The organism is Mycobacterium sp. E342 (assembly GCF_001667665.1).
Lineage (GTDB): Bacteria > Actinomycetota > Actinomycetes > Mycobacteriales > Mycobacteriaceae > Mycobacterium.
In genome coordinates, this window is sequence record NZ_LZJM01000011.1 from 17,243 (window position 1) to 33,209 (window position 15,967).

19 protein-coding genes and 1 tRNA gene are annotated in these 15,967 nt (G+C 68.6%); 11 read left to right on the plus strand and 9 right to left on the minus strand.

The genetic code is table 11. From position 1 onward, the window contains the following. Positions 1 to 9 precede the first annotated feature (9 nt). From mscL to A5692_RS00735, 4 genes are all read right to left on the minus strand, one after another. The gene (gene mscL / locus A5692_RS00720) at positions 10 to 468 is read right to left on the minus strand and encodes a large-conductance mechanosensitive channel protein MscL (RefSeq protein ID WP_068051098.1); all 459 of its coding nucleotides are present in this window, start codon (positions 466 to 468) and stop codon (positions 10 to 12) included. Between the two features lie 67 nt (positions 469 to 535). Next, positions 536 to 1,216, minus strand: a complete 681-nt coding sequence (locus A5692_RS00725) for an SAF domain-containing protein (protein ID WP_068051101.1) — start codon at positions 1,214 to 1,216, stop codon at positions 536 to 538. Between the two features lie 67 nt (positions 1,217 to 1,283). Beyond that, the gene (locus A5692_RS00730) at positions 1,284 to 1,598 is read right to left on the minus strand and encodes an FmdB family zinc ribbon protein (protein ID WP_068051102.1); all 315 of its coding nucleotides are present in this window, start codon (positions 1,596 to 1,598) and stop codon (positions 1,284 to 1,286) included. A gap of 88 nt (positions 1,599 to 1,686) precedes the next feature. Then, complete coding sequence (locus A5692_RS00735) at positions 1,687 to 2,286, minus strand: 5-formyltetrahydrofolate cyclo-ligase (protein ID WP_068051104.1); 600 nt, start codon at positions 2,284 to 2,286, stop codon at positions 1,687 to 1,689. A 76-nt stretch (positions 2,287 to 2,362) separates the two neighbouring features. Here A5692_RS00735 and A5692_RS00740 point away from each other — a divergent pair, with 76 nt between their 5' ends. The 5 genes from A5692_RS00740 (at position 2,363) to A5692_RS00760 (ending at position 6,643) form a co-directional block, all read left to right on the plus strand. Then, positions 2,363 to 3,274, plus strand: coding sequence for a UTP--glucose-1-phosphate uridylyltransferase (locus A5692_RS00740; protein ID WP_068051106.1), 912 nt, complete (start codon positions 2,363 to 2,365; stop codon positions 3,272 to 3,274). An 81-nt stretch (positions 3,275 to 3,355) separates the two neighbouring features. Beyond that, a complete protein-coding gene (glp, locus tag A5692_RS00745; protein WP_068051108.1) occupies positions 3,356 to 4,648 on the plus strand; it encodes a gephyrin-like molybdotransferase Glp in 1,293 nt (430 codons plus the stop codon). A 21-nt stretch (positions 4,649 to 4,669) separates the two neighbouring features. After that, positions 4,670 to 5,323 (plus strand): GNAT family N-acetyltransferase, encoded by a 654-nt coding sequence (locus A5692_RS00750; protein ID WP_068051135.1) that lies wholly within the window; start codon positions 4,670 to 4,672, stop codon positions 5,321 to 5,323. A 165-nt stretch (positions 5,324 to 5,488) separates the two neighbouring features. Further along, entirely contained in the window at positions 5,489 to 6,517 is a 1,029-nt protein-coding gene (glpR, locus tag A5692_RS00755) for a gephyrin-like molybdotransferase receptor GlpR (protein ID WP_068051110.1), read from the plus strand. Positions 6,518 to 6,567: 50 nt separating this feature from the next. Continuing rightward, positions 6,568 to 6,643, plus strand: a tRNA-Ala gene (locus tag A5692_RS00760). Positions 6,644 to 6,964: 321 nt separating this feature from the next. Here the strand turns inward: A5692_RS00760 and A5692_RS00765 are convergent. The 3 genes from A5692_RS00765 to A5692_RS00775 all read right to left on the minus strand — a co-directional run bounded on the left by A5692_RS00765 (position 6,965) and on the right by A5692_RS00775 (position 9,000). After that, complete coding sequence (locus A5692_RS00765) at positions 6,965 to 7,789, minus strand: hypothetical protein (RefSeq protein ID WP_068051113.1); 825 nt, start codon at positions 7,787 to 7,789, stop codon at positions 6,965 to 6,967. Beyond that, a complete protein-coding gene (locus A5692_RS00770; RefSeq protein ID WP_068051115.1) occupies positions 7,786 to 8,385 on the minus strand; it encodes a TetR/AcrR family transcriptional regulator in 600 nt (199 codons plus the stop codon). Before A5692_RS00770 ends, A5692_RS00765 begins: the two co-directional genes overlap by 4 nt. 66 nt (positions 8,386 to 8,451) lie before the next feature. Then, complete coding sequence (locus tag A5692_RS00775) at positions 8,452 to 9,000, minus strand: TetR/AcrR family transcriptional regulator (protein ID WP_068051117.1); 549 nt, start codon at positions 8,998 to 9,000, stop codon at positions 8,452 to 8,454. Between the two features lie 189 nt (positions 9,001 to 9,189). Here A5692_RS00775 and A5692_RS00780 point away from each other — a divergent pair, with 189 nt between their 5' ends. The 3 genes from A5692_RS00780 (at position 9,190) to A5692_RS00790 (ending at position 11,960) form a co-directional block, all read left to right on the plus strand. Beyond that, a complete protein-coding gene (locus tag A5692_RS00780) occupies positions 9,190 to 10,410 on the plus strand; it encodes a cytochrome P450 (RefSeq protein ID WP_068051119.1) in 1,221 nt (406 codons plus the stop codon). 67 nt (positions 10,411 to 10,477) lie between these two features. Beyond that, on the plus strand, positions 10,478 to 11,623 hold the full coding sequence (locus A5692_RS00785; protein WP_068051120.1) for a M42 family metallopeptidase: 1,146 nt from the start codon (positions 10,478 to 10,480) through the stop codon (positions 11,621 to 11,623). Between the two features lie 85 nt (positions 11,624 to 11,708). Further along, positions 11,709 to 11,960, plus strand: coding sequence for a hypothetical protein (locus tag A5692_RS00790; protein ID WP_068051122.1), 252 nt, complete (start codon positions 11,709 to 11,711; stop codon positions 11,958 to 11,960). Positions 11,961 to 11,965: 5 nt separating this feature from the next. On the opposite strand, the gene A5692_RS00795 is transcribed toward A5692_RS00790, so the two are convergent. Further along, positions 11,966 to 12,706 (minus strand): class I SAM-dependent methyltransferase, encoded by a 741-nt coding sequence (locus A5692_RS00795; protein WP_068051124.1) that lies wholly within the window; start codon positions 12,704 to 12,706, stop codon positions 11,966 to 11,968. 392 nt (positions 12,707 to 13,098) lie between these two features. Here A5692_RS00795 and A5692_RS00800 point away from each other — a divergent pair, with 392 nt between their 5' ends. From A5692_RS00800 to A5692_RS00810, 3 genes are read left to right on the plus strand one after another with little or no spacing between them, the layout of a single operon-like run. Continuing rightward, positions 13,099 to 14,049 (plus strand): GNAT family N-acetyltransferase, encoded by a 951-nt coding sequence (locus tag A5692_RS00800; RefSeq protein WP_068051136.1) that lies wholly within the window; start codon positions 13,099 to 13,101, stop codon positions 14,047 to 14,049. 26 nt (positions 14,050 to 14,075) lie between these two features. Further along, on the plus strand, positions 14,076 to 14,768 hold the full coding sequence (locus A5692_RS00805; protein WP_068051126.1) for a DUF5642 family protein: 693 nt from the start codon (positions 14,076 to 14,078) through the stop codon (positions 14,766 to 14,768). A gap of 28 nt (positions 14,769 to 14,796) precedes the next feature. Next, entirely contained in the window at positions 14,797 to 15,450 is a 654-nt protein-coding gene (locus tag A5692_RS00810) for a DUF5642 family protein (protein ID WP_068051129.1), read from the plus strand. Positions 15,451 to 15,465: 15 nt separating this feature from the next. On the opposite strand, the gene A5692_RS00815 is transcribed toward A5692_RS00810, so the two are convergent. Further along, positions 15,466 to 15,967, minus strand: a 502-nt coding sequence (locus A5692_RS00815) for an alpha-ketoglutarate-dependent dioxygenase AlkB (protein WP_068051131.1), incomplete at its 5' end; no start/stop codon positions are given.

Below are 15,967 nucleotides of genomic sequence, written 5' to 3' on the forward strand. Positions count from 1 at the left end.
CGTCGTCGGCTACCGCGACTCGGCGTCGGCGCGGGGTCCGTGCTCCGGAGGGGGCGTCGTGCCCGCTCCGCCGTGCTTGCCCGACGAGTCGCCGTTGGTCTGGGCGAGTAGGTCGCGGATCTCGGTGAGCAGAACGACCTGGGCGTCGTCCGCCTGCTCCACCTCTCCGCGCTTGCGCAGCGTGTTGTAGGGCAGCACGACGAAGAAGTAGACGACCGCGGCGATCAGTACGAAGTTGATCGCGGCCGACAGCAGGATGTTCAGGTCGATGGTCTGGCCGCCGCCGATGCCGATCTTCAAAATGCCGACGTTGGACTGCTGTTTGACGCCGATCCGGTTGATCAGCGGCGTGATGATGCTTTCGGTGAACTTGGTGACCAGGGCGGTGAAGGCGGTACCGATGACGACCGCGACGGCCAGGTCGACGATGTTGCCCCGCGAGAGAAACTCCTTGAACCCTTTGAACATTCCAGATGTCCTTCCTGGGATTGGACAGAGTTTGCTGTCGGTCGCTTGACCAACGGCGGCGAGGCACTCAGTGCAGGGTGAGGGTCACCGCCTGACCCAGCGCCGAGCCCGCCACCGTGTTCGCCACGCGAGCCGGCAGCGCCACCAACACTACGCGGTCGCCGTCTCCTGCCTGGGCTTTCGGCTGGGCGGACACGAGCACCACGACGGCATCGGTGGCCACCACCCTGGGGGTGGCCTGGGGTGGCTCCGGCGATCCGGTCGACGGTGCGGCCAGCACGTCGACGATGTCGCCGACGCGGACGAGGTCGATCAGGGCGCTGTCGGCCAGACGCAGCGGGACGATGCGGGCGCCGGGCCCCGCATTCGGCGCGATCGCGGCCTCGGCCAGCCGGCTGCCCAGCAACCGCACGTCGGTGAGGACCTCGCCGCGCCGGGCAGGGCCGGCCAGCGTGGAACCGACCACGGCGCCCACGTCGGTTCGCGCTCCGTCGGGAACGGTTGCCGCCAAACGTTTTTCGAGCCGGATGTCGGTGGGGGTCAACGCGGTGCCGGGCCGCAGGTCGTGATCGGCGACCACCACCTCGGCGTAGTCACCGCCGGGATCGGAGCTCAGCGCGGTAATGCCGGCCAACACGAGCAGCCCGCCCGCGGCGACGCGCCGCGCCAGCACGGTCCGGCTCCAATCGGGACGCAACCACCCCGAAAGGCGGCTCAACAAGGCCGGATTCAGCGACGATTCGCCCACACCGCAACGCTAAGCGCAGCACGGTCAGCGGTAAATGCGACGGACGGCGCGGTTGTGGATAACCCCGTCAGCTCGAAGCGGCGGCGGGCGCCGTTGCGCTGCTGCTGGACTTCTCGCTGGATGTGGACTTCTCGCTCGAACCCGAGCTCGATCCGGAGTCGGTCGACGAGGATCCGTTGGTCGAGGTCGTGGACTTCTTGCCGGATTCCCGGCTGTCGGTGCGGTAGAAGCCGCTGCCCTTGAAGACCACCCCGACGGAGTTGAAGCGCTTCCGCAGCCGCCCGGAGCAGCGCTCACACGTCGTCAGCGCATCGTCGGTGAAGGCCTGCACGATGTCGAAGCGATCGTCGCACTCGGTGCACTGATAGCTGTAAGTCGGCACGAATACCTCCGGATGATTGCAAAGCTTTTTAGCACTCTAACGTCTCAAGTGCTAGAACCGCCACGTGACGTCACTCATTCCCGATATGTCACCGCGGATCGAGGGCGGTGAACCCGGCCCGCGGCGTGAGCGCATCGGTCATCGGTACGTCGTGCCCCTCGGCGGGTAACTGGTCCACCAACTCCGCGTCGCGCACCACCGCGATGAGCCGCGCCCGTGGGTCGCGGTAGCCCAGCGAGCGGTCGTAGAAGCCGCGGCCCCGGCCCAACCGCACCCCGCGGCGGTCGACGGCCAGCGACGGCACCAGGATCAGGCTTGCCTCCGCGATCGCCGATGCCGCGAGCCACGGCTCCGGCGGCTCCAGCAGTCCCCACCGCGCGGAGGTCAGTGCGCCGCGCCGGTATTCGCCCCAGCGCAACGGCAGCGGCGCGTCGTCCGCGGTGGTCCGCGCAACCGGCAGCAGCACTCGTCCGGCGCGCCGCAGCAATACGTCAAGCATTTCGGGCGAGCCGGGCTCGGCTCCCACCGGCACGTAGGCGCACACCGTGCTGCCGCTGCTCACGACGTTTTCCTGGCCTTCCAGGTGCTCGCACAGCATGCGCGCCTCGCGCGCCCGCACGTCGTCGGCAACGCGGCGCCGGGCCGCCTGAAGCTGTGCACGCAACGCGGCCTTGCTGGGGGTCGCCATGTGTCAACCATGGCAGCCGCGTATTCGCCCGCGCCACATCGACTCGGCGAACCGCGTTCGGGTTATCGTGTGAACAATGTCAAGCCCAAAAGTGGTGGTCCCACACACGGCAATCGTGCCCGCCGCCGGTCTTGGTACCCGCTTCCTGCCCGCGACGAAAACGGTGCCCAAGGAGTTGCTGCCGGTCGTCGACACCCCCGGCATCGAGCTGGTCGCGGCCGAGGCGGCCGAGGCGGGCGCCGACCGCCTGGTGATCATCACCTCCGAAGGCAAGGACGGCGTCGTCGCGCATTTCGTGGAGGACCTGGTCCTCGAGGGGACGCTGGAGGCGCGCGGCAAGAAAGCGATGCTCGACAAGGTGCGCCGCGCCCCCCAGCTGATCAAGGTCGAGTCCGTCGTCCAGGCCGAGCCGCTCGGACTGGGACACGCCATCAGCTGCGTGGAGCCCGCCCTGGCGCCCGACGAGGACGCCGTGATGGTCCTGCTGCCCGACGACCTGGTGCTGCCCACCGGCGTCCTGGAAACGATGTCGAAGGTGCGCGCGCGGTACGGCGGCACGGTGTTGTGCGCCATCGAGGTGACGCCCGAGGAGATCAGCGCCTACGGCGTTTTCGACGTCGAGCCGGTGCCCGGAGACGACAACCCTGACGTGCTGAAGGTCAAGGGCATGGTCGAGAAGCCCAGGCGCGAGGACGCCCCGTCGATGTTGGCCGCGGCGGGCCGCTACGTGCTCGACCGCGCCATCTTCGACGCGTTGCGTCGCGTCGACCGCGGCGTGGGCGGCGAAGTCCAGCTCACCGACGCGATCGCGTTGCTCATTTCCGAGGGCCACCCGGTGCATGTCGTCGTGCATCGCGGATCTCGACACGACTTGGGAAATCCCGGCGGCTACCTCAAGGCTGCGGTTGACTTTGCATTGGATCGTGACGACTACGGCCCCGATTTGCGGCGATGGTTGGTGGCGCGGTTAGGCCTGGCCGAGAAGTAGCCGGCCTGCAACGCCCGGCCCGCGACGGCGCCCATCAGGTCGTTAGAGGCCCGTCAGGGCAGTAGGGCAGAGAGGCGCGCTGTGCGTTCTGTGGAGGAGCAGCAGGCCCGGATAACGGCCGCCGCGGTGGCTCCGCGGCCCATCCGGGTGGCCATCGCCGAGGCGCAGGGATTGATGTGTGCCGAGGAAGTCGTCACCGAACGCCCGATGCCCGGTTTCGATCAGGCCGCGATCGACGGTTACGCGGTGCGCAGCGTGGACGTGCTGGGCATCGGCGAAGTGGGCGTCGACAGCCTGGGTGAGCCTCCCGGCGACGCGGAGCTCGACGAAGACCGCCGCGAGGGGCTGGTCCTGCCCGTGATGGGCACCGTCGAGGCCGGTGCGCGCACGCCCAGCCGCCTGCAACCCCGTCAGGCCGCCAGGGTGCACACGGGAGCCCCGCTGCCCACGCTGGCCGACGCCGTCATCCCGTTGCGCTGGACCGACGGCGGAAGCACACGGGTGCGGATCCTGCGGGGCGCGCCGTCGGGCGCGTATGTGCGCCGCACCGGGGACGATGTGCAGCCCGGCGACGTCGCGGTGCGCGCCGGCACGGTGATCGGCGCGGCCCAGGTCGGCCTGCTGGCCGCGGTCGGCCGCGAGCGGGTGCTGGTGCATCCGCGGCCCCGGGTGACGGTGATGGCCGTCGGAGGCGAGCTGGTCGACATCTCGCGCACCCCGGGCAACGGCCAGGTGTACGACGTCAACTCCTATGCGTTGGCGGCGGCGGCCCGGGATGCCGGGGCGGAGGTCAACCGCATCGGCATCGTCAGCAACGACCCCGCCGAATTCCGCGAGGTCGTCGAGGGCCAGGTCAACCGTTCCGAGGTGGTGGTGATCGCCGGCGGTGTCGGGGGCGCCGCGGCCGAGCCGGTGCGCTCGGTGCTTTCCGAGCTGGGGGAGATGGAGGTCGTCCGCGTCGCGATGCATCCCGGGTCCGTCCAGGGATTCGGTCAGCTGGGCCGCGACGGCGTCCCCACGTTCCTGCTGCCCGCGAACCCGGTGAGCGCCCTGGTGGTCTTCGAGGTGATGGTGCGGCCGCTGATCCGTCTCTCGCTGGGCAAGCGCCAGCCGATGCGCCGAATCGTGCAGGCCCGCACGCTGTCCCCGATCACGTCGGTCGCCGGCCGCAAGGGCTACCTGCGCGGCCAGCTGATGCGCGATCAGGAGACCGGGGAGTATCTGGTGCAGGCGCTCGGCGGCGCCCCCGGGGCGTCCTCTCACCTGCTGGCCACCCTCGCCGAGGCGAACTGCCTCGTGGTGGTGCCCAGCGGGGCTGAACAAATCCGCACCGGCGAGATCGTCGACGTCGCCTTCCTGGCTCAGCGCGGTTAAGTGCAACCGCTCCGCACGCTCGTGAACCGGTTGCGCACCAACGCCCGCCATCCGGGCTGGCCGCTGGACGCCGGCCCGTTACGGGTCCCGGCCGGGGTCGTCCGGTTACGGGCGGTGCGGATGCGCGACGGCACCCAGTGGAGTCGCATCCGGTTGGCGGACCGGGCGCACCTCGAGCCGTGGGAGCCCAGCGCGGAGGGCGACTGGACGAGCCGGCACACGGTCTCGGCCTGGCCGGCGCTGTGTTCCGGTCTGCGCGCGGAAGCCCGCGCGGGCCGCATGCTGCCGTACGTGATCGAGCTCGACGGGCAGTTCTGCGGCCAGCTGACCATCGGCAACGTCACCCATGGGGCATTGCGGTCGGCGTGGATCGGCTACTGGGTGCCGCGGTCGGCGACCGGCGGCGGGGTGGCCACGGCGGCGTTGGCGCTGGGCTTGGACCACTGCTTCGGCCCCGTGATGCTGCATCGCGTGGAGGCGACGGTGCGGCCCGAGAACGCCGCCAGCCGCGCGGTCCTGGGGAAAGTCGGGTTCCGCCAGGAAGGGCTGCTGCAGCGCTATCTCGAGGTGGACAAGGCCTGGCGCGATCACCTGCTGATGGCCATCACGGCCGAAGAGGTGTCCGGATCGGTGGCCTCGACCCTGGTCCGCGCCGGGCAGGCCAGCTGGGCCTGAACGCCCGAAGCGCCTCGGCCCCGTGTGGGGCTACCGCGACACGAGTGACTTGTGGTGCTTGTGAGAGCCAAATTACAGGTGTGTAATTGTCCTGGTCACTAAGACCCGGCCGCGCTGGCCACCGGTGGGCTTCGCGGGGATCGGAACCGAAGAGAGCAGGTCGTCATGCCAAGCATTCCGCAGTCACTGTTGTGGATCTCGCTCGTAGTGCTCTGGCTGTTCGTCTTGGTGCCCATGCTGGTCAGCAAACGCGATGCCGTCCGCCGCACCAGCGACGTCGCGCTGGCGACCCGGGTCCTCAACGGTGGCGCCAATTCCCGCCTGATCAAGCGGAGCGGTCCGGCCGCCGGTCACCGCTCCGACCCGAACTGGAAGCCGCCGGAGGAGGCGGCCGAAAGCGAGCTCGACCTCACCGGCGATGACGAAGACGAAGAGCACGACACCGAGGAGTTGCGGGCCGCGCGCCCCGTCGTCATGAAGATCGCGACGCCCGAGCTCACCGAACCCGACTACCTCGACGTCGATGTCGTCGAGGATTCGCAGGCGCTGCCGGCGGGCGTCGAAGCGGTCGTCGAGGATGAAGCCGAGGCCGACGAGGACGACGAGGAGTCCGACACCGACGTGGTCGCCCGGGGCGGCGGCGAAGACGACGACGAGGGCTACGAATACGTCGACGACTCCTCCGGACTGGAGCCGGAAGCCGAAGTCGAAGGCGACGAGGAGGAAATGCCGGCGCCGGTGCCGCGGAACGCCTCGCGGCGCCGCCGGTTCGACGCCAAGACCGCCGCCGCGGTCAGCGCCCGCAAGTACAAGTTCCGCAAGCGCGTGCTGATGGTGATGGCGGTCGTCCTGGTCGGCACGGCCACGGCCGCGTTCAAGATTTCGCCCACCGCCTGGTGGGCCTGCGGCGTCGCGACCGCCGTCACGCTGCTGTACCTGGCCTACCTGCGCCGGCAGACCCGGATCGAGGAGAAGATCCGTCGCCGCCGGATGCAGCGGATGGCCCGGGCGCGGATGGGCGTGGAGAACGCCTACGACCGCGACTACGACGTGGTGCCGTCCAGGCTCCGGCGCCCCGGCGCGGTGGTTCTGGAGATCGACGACGAGGACCCGATCTTCGAGCACCTGGACTACGCGATGCCGATGCGCAACTACGGCTGGCCCAGGGACTTGCCGCGGGCCGTCGGCGAGTAGCCCTCGCATTTCGGCGGTTCGGGCCGCGGCTGGTAGCCTGCTAGCGATCAGGGGCTATGGCGCAGTTGGTAGCGCGACTCGTTCGCATCGAGTAGGTCAGGGGTTCGAATCCCCTTAGCTCCACCACAACTTTCAGCGGTGCGGTCGTCGCCACTGTTCGTCAGCGGAACGCCGGGCTGGTCCCCTTTGGCACATCGTCCAGGCTTAGCGCGGAACGCCCTATCGAAGGGGGAGGGGCTGAAAAGGGGACGCCTCGCGCTACGGCCCTCTTCTTGAGCGGTGCGGTCTGGCCTCGGGTTGTTCCTATGGGACTCGGTTCAGCCCCTCCGACGTCGAGTCTGCCCCGCGGGCGGCCCGAGCCCTAGACGGCAAAGCGGGAAAATTCACTTTGTGGCAGATTCTTCGTTTTCTGGCCCCGAAGGAGCGGGATGACGGCGCGGCACCTCGTCATGGGTGTGTGACCAGATACGTTTCGTTGTCCAGATCGGCGGTGAGCTCATCGATGTCGAAGGGCCGGTCGAGCCGGGCGTGCAACGCCTTCGGGTCGATCAGCAGGCTGATCTCGGCGGTCTGACGGGCGAACATCCGTCCGATGAGGGGATAGATGCGGCGCATGATCGCCCGTTCGGCAGCGGTGCAGCGCGATGCGCAGTAACCGACGTGGCCGATCTCGTCGGTGAGGATCTCGCTGTAGAGCAGTTCAATTCGCTCGGCGACTTCCGGTTCGTCGGCGAACAGTTCGATACCGACTCGGCGCAGTTCGTCGAACATGATGCAGCCCGCCATCTCGGCGGCGCCGACGAACAGAAAGCCCAACCGTGCGGGAAGGAACACTCCGGTCTTGACGAACTGTCGCATCACGAATGGCGGAGGGACCACCTGGAACGTCAGGTCGAAGATGTCCAGCGCATAGGCCAACAGCCTGGTGTGGTAATGCTCTTCCAGTTCGAGGTAGACGTTTTCCGGCGGCAGGTTCTCATCGCTGTTGCGCCCGTACGTTTCCCCGAGGCCGACGCCGAACCGTTCCGCCTGGTTCAGCTTGGCCGTCGCCAACAGGAACAGCATCTTCCGGTCCAGTCCGGCCTCCGGTCGCCGGCGGCGCAGGTTGCGAAGGAAGGTCTCCCGATCGGCGGGGTGGGCTGACCTGACCGGATTCGATTCGAGCTCGGCGAAGAAGCGTTCGCGATTCGCCAGCCGCCGGTTGAGCAGGTCGGCTTCGCCGTCTCGCCGGGCCAGAAACTCGCGGTAGCCCTGGATACCCGTGCTGTTCATCGTTTCTCCATTCCCTTGACAATTGTTGTCACGTAACGGCTTAACTGCGCCGGATCGGGTGTTCCGGTGGCCAGCAGGGCGAACAGCCCGGTGAGGAAGAACACCGCGAGTTCCGTGGCATCCGCGTCTGACGAGACCTGCCCCGCCGATTGCGCCCGAGCGATCACTCCGACCAGAAACCCCGCGAGCGGGTGTTGCGCCAGCTCGTCCTCGACCGGACGCGACGACGAGAAGTGCAGACCGAGCATGTCGCGGAAAACGACTGCGCCCAAGCGGCTTTCGGCGTCCAGCACGTGAGCGACGAGCTTCGCCAGCACCGATGCCAGGTCGCCCTTGGCCTCGCCGAGTTCGCTGATGATCCGGGTTTCCTCGTTGCGCTCCAGTTCGGCGAGAACGTGCTCCTTGGTGGGGAAGTGGAAATAGAACGTTCCGCGCACCACGCCGGCCGCCGCGGCGATCGCGCTCACGTCGGCGGCTGCCAGCCCCCGCCGGGCGATTTCGGCTAGCGCGGCGTCGAACAGGCGCGCCCGGGTCTCGAGCCGCCGGGCTTCCCGTGCGCCGGCCGGCGTTGCGGAGGAAGCCTGCATTGACCGCATGGAGGCACCCTACGTCGCTTCACTGACGATCGTCAATGACGGCCGTCAGCGAATGGTGTCGCCTATTCACTCACGGGTGAAGCCCGGAGCCAGGAACCGCTCCAAGACGTTTCGCTCGACGCGACTGTTCGCGAGCGGCCAGTAGGCCAGGGACAACACCACGCGCACGATCCACTGCGCCGCCTCGGGGTCGTCGGTGAGTCCTGTGAGCTCGGACGCGAGGTGGGCGAGCACCGGAGAAGAATGCAACTCGCCCAGATCCGGGGTACTGCCCGGGCTGAGCATCAGTCGCCGCAGCGGGTCCGACCTGATCTGGTCGAGCGCGACGGTGACGGCGGTGATGACGCGCTCGGGGCCGGAGAGCCCGTCGACGGCATTCCGAACCGTCTGGATGATCCCGGCCGACAGGCGGATCAGCACCGCATCTCGGATCTGGGCCTTGCCGCCCGCGTAGCGATAGATGGTGGCTCTCGAGCAGTGCACCCGCGCCGCCAAGGAGTCGATGTCGAACGCATCCAGCCCCTCGCGCACCACGAGTTCGGTCGCGGCGGCGTAGATGCGGTCGGCCGCGGCGGCCCGGCGATCGCCGCCGAGGACCCAGTCATGGTCGGCCACGGGCGTTCCCCTCCCTGAGTCGTTGGGTCCACGTCTTCTCAAGCTTGAGACGATCTCAACCATATGTTCCAGCATTGGCGCAGCTAGCTCAACGCCGGTGAGACAGCGGCTGCGCCATGATGGCGCGCCGGATCGCAACTTTTGGCATGTCCATTGACGGCGGACGTCGTGGCAACTCAGCGTTGAGCAATGGAAGCGAATGCTGGCGGTCTCGGGCTCGCGCTGTTCGACGAGCTGTTCATCCAAAATCCCCAGTTGCTCTACGAACAAATGCACCGGGCGGGACATGTCCATCGCATCGGTGATTCACGGTTCTACGCGGTGAGCAGTTGGCGGGCCGTCAACGAGGCCGTCGCACGCTGCGCCGACTTTTCGTCCAACCTGACCGCGACCATGATGTACCAGCCTGGCGGCGCAATCACCGCCTTCCACGTCGGAGAGTTCGGCGGCCCCACCCAAGCCCTGGCGACCGCCGACGAACCGGTCCATTCGGCACATCGGAAGTTGCTGCTCCCGCAGCTCGCGGCGAAGCGCATCCGCACCTTCGAGCCATTCATCGCCGACACCGCTGCCCGCCTCTGGGATCGCCACGCGCGAGGCGGACGTATCGAATGGATGAGCGCGATGGCCAACCGGCTCCCCATGATGATCGTCGGGAGGATCATCGGTGTCCCCGACGCCGACGTCGACAAGATCATCCAATGGGGTTACTCCGCCACCCAGGTAGTCGAAGGACTGGTCACCCAAGACCAGATGGATGCCGCCGGCGTAGCCGTGATGGAGCTCAGTGGCTACATCACCGAACAGTTCCGGAACGCGACAAGCCACCCGCAGGACAATCTGCTGGGAGACCTCGCCGTCGCCTGTGCCTCCGGCGACCTGGACGACTTGGCGGCGCTCGCTATGATGATCACCCTGTTCAGTGCGGGCGGTGAGTCCACCGCCTCGCTGATCGGTTCTGCCGCTTGGGTTTTGGCGACGCGGCCGGATATCCAGCAGCAGGTGCGCGATCGACCGGATCTGCTGGGGGCGTTCCTGGAAGAGGTCCTGCGCTACGAACCGCCCTTCCGGGGCCACTACCGGCACGTCGTCAACGACAGCGAACTGTGCGGGGTCGAATTGCCGGCGGGTTCACGACTGCTTCTGCTATGGGGAGCGGCCAATCGGGATCCGTCACACTTCGACAATCCGGAAGAGTTCCGACTGGATCGGCCCGCGGGGAAGGGACATATCAGCTTCGGCAAGGGAATCCACTTCTGCGTCGGAGCGGCGCTCGCGCGACTGGAGGCGAACATCGTGCTGGGCCAACTGCTCGTCCGGACGTCGAACATCACGGCCGCCGACGTAGGGAAGTGGCTCCCCAGTCTCTTGGTGCGGCGCTTCGAACGCCTCGAACTCGCGTACGCGTAAGCGCGATTGCCCACCACTCGGGCGGGGTACTGATCCTTGCGACCAGTCACGAACCCGAAAGGACCGCATGCCGACGCGCGGGGACAACGCCACCGACGGCTTGTTGCAGGAATTGCTGTGGGCCTACGGACCGTGCGGCCAGGAGGCCGAGGTTCGCGCGGTGTGCGCCCGCGAACTGCGACCCGTCGTCGACGACATGTGGACCGACGACGCCGGCAACCTGATCGGGTACATCGCCGCCACGCCCCCGGCCGATGACGCAGCGAAAGGGCACCGGCATCAGGTTTCCGCGGCGGCCGAACCCGGCGTCGCGACGCGTGTCATGGCGCACCTGGACGAGCTGTCCATGCTGGTCAAGCGGGTGGAACCGGACGGCACCCTGCACCTGACGCAGCTCGGGACGATGTACCCCGGCAACTTCGGCCTGGGACCGGTCGCCGTGCTCGGCGAGAACGAGACGCTGACCGCGGTCCTCACGTTGGGCTCCGAACACACCACGCAAGAGAGTCAGCGGATCTGGCAGACCAAGCCGGACCAGGGCGACAAGGCGCTGGACTGGGACCACGTCTACGTCTTCACCGGCCGCAGCACCGGCGAGTTAGAAGCCGCGGGCGTGCGCCCGGGCACCCGGGTGTGCGTCGACCGCAGCAAGCGGACGCTGGTCGAGTTCGGCGGCTACCTGGGCTGCTACTTCCTCGACGACCGGGCCGCGGTGACCGCTCTGCTGCGCGCCGCACGCCTGTTGCACGAGCGCGCCCAACGGCCCGTCGACGACGTCTATCTCGTGTTCACCACCAACGAGGAGATCGGTGGGGTGGGGGGCACTTACGCCAGCGGGTCGCTGCCCGGCACCCTCACCCTGGCCCTCGAGGTCGGTCCCACCGAGCGCGAGTACGGCACGAGCGTCAGCGGCGGGCCCATCGTCGGCTACAGCGACGCCTTGTGCGTCTACGACAAGGACGTCGCCGACCGGCTGATGGGCATCGCCGCCGACTTGGGCCTGTCCCCGCAGCCGGCCGTGTTGGGCGCCTTCGAATCCGACGCGTCGCACTCGAAGGCCAACGGGCTGACGCCGCGCGCAGGTCTGCTGTGCGTGCCCACGCTGAGCACGCACGGATTCGAAGTCATCCCGCGCAGCGCGATCGACGACATGGCGTCGATCATCGTCGAGTTCGTCCTGCAGCCCGGTGCGCATGCCCGAGACGAAGACTAATGTGGCCCCAAAAATTGCCTGAACATTGCCTAAGAGGCGCGTGGCGGCGCCGGGCGCGTCGGAATACCCGTCCTACGGTCGACGGATGAACATTGACTACTACCTGCAAAAGGTGCCGGTCGAGTCGGTGCGGCCGGGCTTTTCGCTCGCCATCGGTGAACGCGGTGACTATCGCCTCTTCCGGGTGGAATGCACGCAGATGACACAGCGCAACGGTCAGCCGGTGATGTTCACGCTCACCTCCGAGGCCCTCGACGGCGGTGCCCCCCGGGTGCTCGAGTGCGAGGCGGGCACACCGGTGGTCCGGGTCCTCGGCGTGTGCAAGGCGGCCTCCTAGTCCCGTCAGCCCGGCTTGGCCGCGGCAATGAACTGCAGCGCACGATGGGTCTGTTGCTCGATGTCGACCAGCCCGGCCGACGAGAACAGGTCGACGAACGCGTGCCGGTCGAACATCGAGAGCCCGATGACGCGGGCACCGGCGGTCATCGCGTGCCGGATTCCGGGCAGGTCGGGGACGTAGCTGGTGAGGACCGCGATGCGCCCCCCGGGCTTGAGCACCCGCATCATCTCGCGTGCGACGTTGAACGGTTCGGGCATCAGGTACAGCGCGCCGAAGCAGCAGACCGCGTCGAACGTCGCGTCGGCGAACGGCAACGCGCGGGCGTCGCCGCGCACGTAGCAGGTCCGCGGGGTGCTGTTGTCCAGGACGGCCCGCGTGAGCATCGGCTCGGAGATGTCGAAGCCGACCGCGAGTCCGCCATCCGGTAGTTGTTCTGCCAGCGAGCCGGTGAAGTTGCCTGGGCCACAGGCGACGTCGAGCAGTCTGTGCGCGGTGGACAGCCGAAGCGCCGACGCCGCGCGCCGCTGCTCGGCGCCCGTGGTGACGCCGCTGGCCGCGTAGAACGCAGCCGGGCGCCACAGCCGTTCGTAGACCGTGGCGACAAGGGGGCTGTTCATGGCGCGCTGCGCGAGCGTCGGGGCCGGGGAACTCGTCGATTCGCCCAGTACGTCGAGGAATCCGTGCCGCGGGACGGCGGGCTCGGTCAGCAGACCCCGGGTCAATTCGACTGCGTCCTGGCTCATTTCGTCGCTTTCGTTCGGGCGTGCACGTCGACGACCTGTCGTTGGTCAGGGTATCGAACCAGAGGCAGCCCACCTGCACCTTGCGCGGCCCCGTGCTGGTCGGGCGCGGTGAATTCGGTGGGCTCGGCTCACCCGCTCATCATGCCCCGCGGCCTGGCGGACACCGACGGCCGACGCGCACTCCTTGCCGGGGCCGGAACCCAGCCCATAACCTGGGCAACATCCGACCGCGGCCAGGGAGTCGGGCCTGGCGCGGTAGACGACGGCGACGCAGGCGGGCAGGTCATGGCACAGCGGCGGTCATCGCGACGCGCAGACCCGCGCCACGAGGGCGTGAGCGGCGGGCTATCGCGGTGGCCTTGACCGGCGCGCGGGCCGACGAGTTGGCGACCATGGACATCTTCGAGGGGTGTCCGACGGCCGATCTGGCGCCGCTGGCCGCGTCGCTGCAACCGCTGCGCGCCGCGCCCGGCCAGGTGCTGATGCGGCAGGGCGAGCAGGCGGTGTCCTTTCTGCTCATCTCCTCGGGAATCGTGGAGATCACCCATGTCGGCGACGACGGCGTGGTCATCGTGGAGCACGCCTTCCCCGGGATGCTCATCGGGGAGATCGCCCTGCTGCGGCACATCCCGCGGACCGCGACCGTCACCACCGCCGGCCCGCTGACCGGGTGGATCGGCGACAACGACGCCTTCGTGCGCATGGTCCACATCCCCGGGGTCATGGAGCGGCTGCTGCGCACGGTGCGCCAGCGTCTCGCCGCGTTCATCACGCCGATCCCCATCCGTGTCCGCGACGGAACGGACCTGATGCTGCGGCCGGTGCTGCCCGGCGACAGCGAGCGAACCGTGCACGGGCACATCCAATTCTCCAGCGAGACGCTGTACCGGCGGTTCATGACACCGCGCCTTCCCACCCCGGCGCTGATGCACTACCTCTCGGAGGTCGACTACGTCGACCACTTCGTCTGGGTGGTGATCGACGGAGGGGACCCGGTGGCCGACGCGCGCTACGTGCGCGACGACGGCGATCGCAGCGTCGCCGAGATCGCGTTCACCGTCGCCGACGCCTACCAGGGCCGCGGGATCGGCACCTTCCTGATCAACGCCCTGTCCATTGCCGCCCGGGTCGCCGGCGTCGAAAGATTCTCGGCCCGAATGCTTTCCGACAACCTGCCGATGCGCACGATCATGGACCACCACGGCGCGATCTGGCGGCGCGAGGATGTCGGCGTCATCACCACCGTCATCGACGTCCCGCGCCGGCGCGACCACGGCTTTCGGCGCGACGTGGCCGCACAGATCGAGCACGTCGCCCGGCAGATGATCGAGGTGGTCGGCTGAGGGCGCCCCGTGTGCTATCAACGAGCATGCGGCCGTTCCGGTTTGGCGCGGTGACCACGCCCGCGGTGGCGTTGCTGGTGGCCGCGTGCGCCCACGCACCGGCGCCCGCCCCGTCGCCGACGTCCACGAAGGCGCCGCCGCCGACGGCGGTCAACCCGGCCAACATCAAGCGGGTGGTCCGGGAGCTGCCCCCCGGGTACGAGGCGACCACGGCCATCCCCAGCGGGGCGTCCCCGCAAGTGATCTGGAGCCTGGGACCCGATGCTTGGGACACCAAGGTACGGCCGCCGCAATGCGGGGTGCTGGCCGACCCCGGCCACGGACGTGACCAGGCGGCGCAGGGCGTTTCCGCCTCGGGCAGCGGCGGCATCGTCGACGCGGTGGTGGTGGCTTTGCCGGCGCCGGGGGCCCGGCCCGACGACGTGGTCGCCGCGTGTGGCCGGTGGACCATGACCGCCGGACACAGCACGGCGAGCGTGCACCTCACCGACGCTCCCCGCATCGACGGCGCCCAAACCCTCGGCATGGTGGCCGACGTCAAGTCGTCCGTCGAGTCGGGTACCGAGATTGATTCGCGCACATACACTTTCATCGCCTACCTGGGCAACTTCTACGCGTTCACCACGCTGACCACCGATCCGGGTTCGGTGGTCCCAGCGCTGCCGCCGCAATTCGCCGCCGATCTGCTCGTCAAAACGGTGTCCACGTTGCGCAGCTGACGCGCCGGCCTTCGGTAGATTAGCCACGGTGTTCAAAGTGGCGGTCGCGGTCGCGGCGGTGGGGGTGCTCGCCGGATGCTCATCGGGGGACGCGACCTCGGCGAAAGCCGACATCAAGAAGGTCGCCGACGTGAAGTCGAGCTTCGGCCCGGATTTCAAGGTCACCGACATCGGGGAACGGGGGATCGATCCCAAGGTGCTCTCCGGCCGCAAGCTCCCGGAGGGCCTCACGTTCGACCCGGCCAACTGCGCCAAAGCGGCGACGGGGCCGGAGATGCCCCCGGACCTGCAGGGCAACATGGCCGCCGTGTCCGCCGAGGGCAAGGGCAACCGATTCGTCGTCATCGCCGTGGAAACCTCAAAAGCCTTGCCGTTCAACGACCCCGGCAAGGAGTGCGCCAAGGTGGCGTTCACCGGACCGCAATTGCGTGGCGGCCTTGAGGTGGTCGACGCGCCGCACATCGACGGGGCCCGCACGCTTGGGGTGCACCGCGTCCTGCAGGCGCTGGCCCCGGGCGGGCCCCGCACGGGCGAGCTCTACGACTATTCGGCCCAATTCGGTGACTACCAGGTGATCGTCACCGCCAATCCGCTGGTGGTCCCCGGGCAGCCGGTCGCGCCGGTCGATACGCAACGCGCCCGCGACTTGCTCGTGAGCGCGGTGAAGTCGGTCCGCGGCTAGCGAGTGGGGCCGGGCCTACCGCACGCCGCGCGGCCGGAACTGGATGCTGACGCGCGGTCCCACCGGTGCGGTCGTCTTGGGCACGGCGTGCTCCCAGGTGCGCTGGCACGAGCCGCCCATCACCAGCAGGTCCCCGTGCGCCTGCGGCAGCCGCAACGACGGGCCCTTAGAAGGACGTGCGCGCCGCCGCATGGCGAAGGTGCGGGTGGCGCCCAGGCTGACGATCGCCACCATGGTGTCCTCGGAGCTGCTGCGGCCGATGGTGTCGCCGTGCCAGGCGACACTGTCCGAGCCGTCGCGGTAGCAGCACAACCCGACCGTGGTGAACGGCTCGCCGAGCTCGCCCGCGTAGATGTCGTTGAGCCGGCGCCGGAGCCTGGCCAGCAGCGGGTGTGGCGGGTCCTCGACGGTCAGGTCGTGAAAGCTCACCAGCCGCGGCACGTCGACCACCCGGTCGTACATCTGGCGGCGCTCCTCCCGCCAGGGCACGCCCGACAGCAGGCCGTCGAGCAGGTCG

What these genes read in the sequence shown, in the direction of transcription:
- glpR (WP_068051110.1), top strand. Translation starts at nt 5,489, where the DNA reads ATGCCAAGCATTCCGCAGTCACTGTTGTGGATCTCGCTCGTAGTGCTC.
- A5692_RS00765 (WP_068051113.1), bottom strand. Translation starts at nt 7,789, where the DNA reads ATGAACAGCACGGGTATCCAGGGCTACCGCGAGTTTCTGGCCCGGCGA.
- A5692_RS00795 (WP_068051124.1), bottom strand. Translation starts at nt 12,706, where the DNA reads ATGAGCCAGGACGCAGTCGAATTGACCCGGGGTCTGCTGACCGAGCCC.
- mscL (WP_068051098.1), bottom strand. Translation starts at nt 468, where the DNA reads ATGTTCAAAGGGTTCAAGGAGTTTCTCTCGCGGGGCAACATCGTCGAC.
- A5692_RS00770 (WP_068051115.1), bottom strand. Translation starts at nt 8,385, where the DNA reads ATGCGGTCAATGCAGGCTTCCTCCGCAACGCCGGCCGGCGCACGGGAA.
- A5692_RS00780 (WP_068051119.1), top strand. Translation starts at nt 9,190, where the DNA reads ATGGAAGCGAATGCTGGCGGTCTCGGGCTCGCGCTGTTCGACGAGCTG.
- A5692_RS00740 (WP_068051106.1), top strand. Translation starts at nt 2,363, where the DNA reads ATGTCAAGCCCAAAAGTGGTGGTCCCACACACGGCAATCGTGCCCGCC.
- A5692_RS00805 (WP_068051126.1), top strand. Translation starts at nt 14,076, where the DNA reads ATGCGGCCGTTCCGGTTTGGCGCGGTGACCACGCCCGCGGTGGCGTTG.
- A5692_RS00800 (WP_068051136.1), top strand. Translation starts at nt 13,099, where the DNA reads ATGGACATCTTCGAGGGGTGTCCGACGGCCGATCTGGCGCCGCTGGCC.
- A5692_RS00785 (WP_068051120.1), top strand. Translation starts at nt 10,478, where the DNA reads ATGCCGACGCGCGGGGACAACGCCACCGACGGCTTGTTGCAGGAATTG.
- A5692_RS00790 (WP_068051122.1), top strand. Translation starts at nt 11,709, where the DNA reads ATGAACATTGACTACTACCTGCAAAAGGTGCCGGTCGAGTCGGTGCGG.
- A5692_RS00735 (WP_068051104.1), bottom strand. Translation starts at nt 2,286, where the DNA reads ATGGCGACCCCCAGCAAGGCCGCGTTGCGTGCACAGCTTCAGGCGGCC.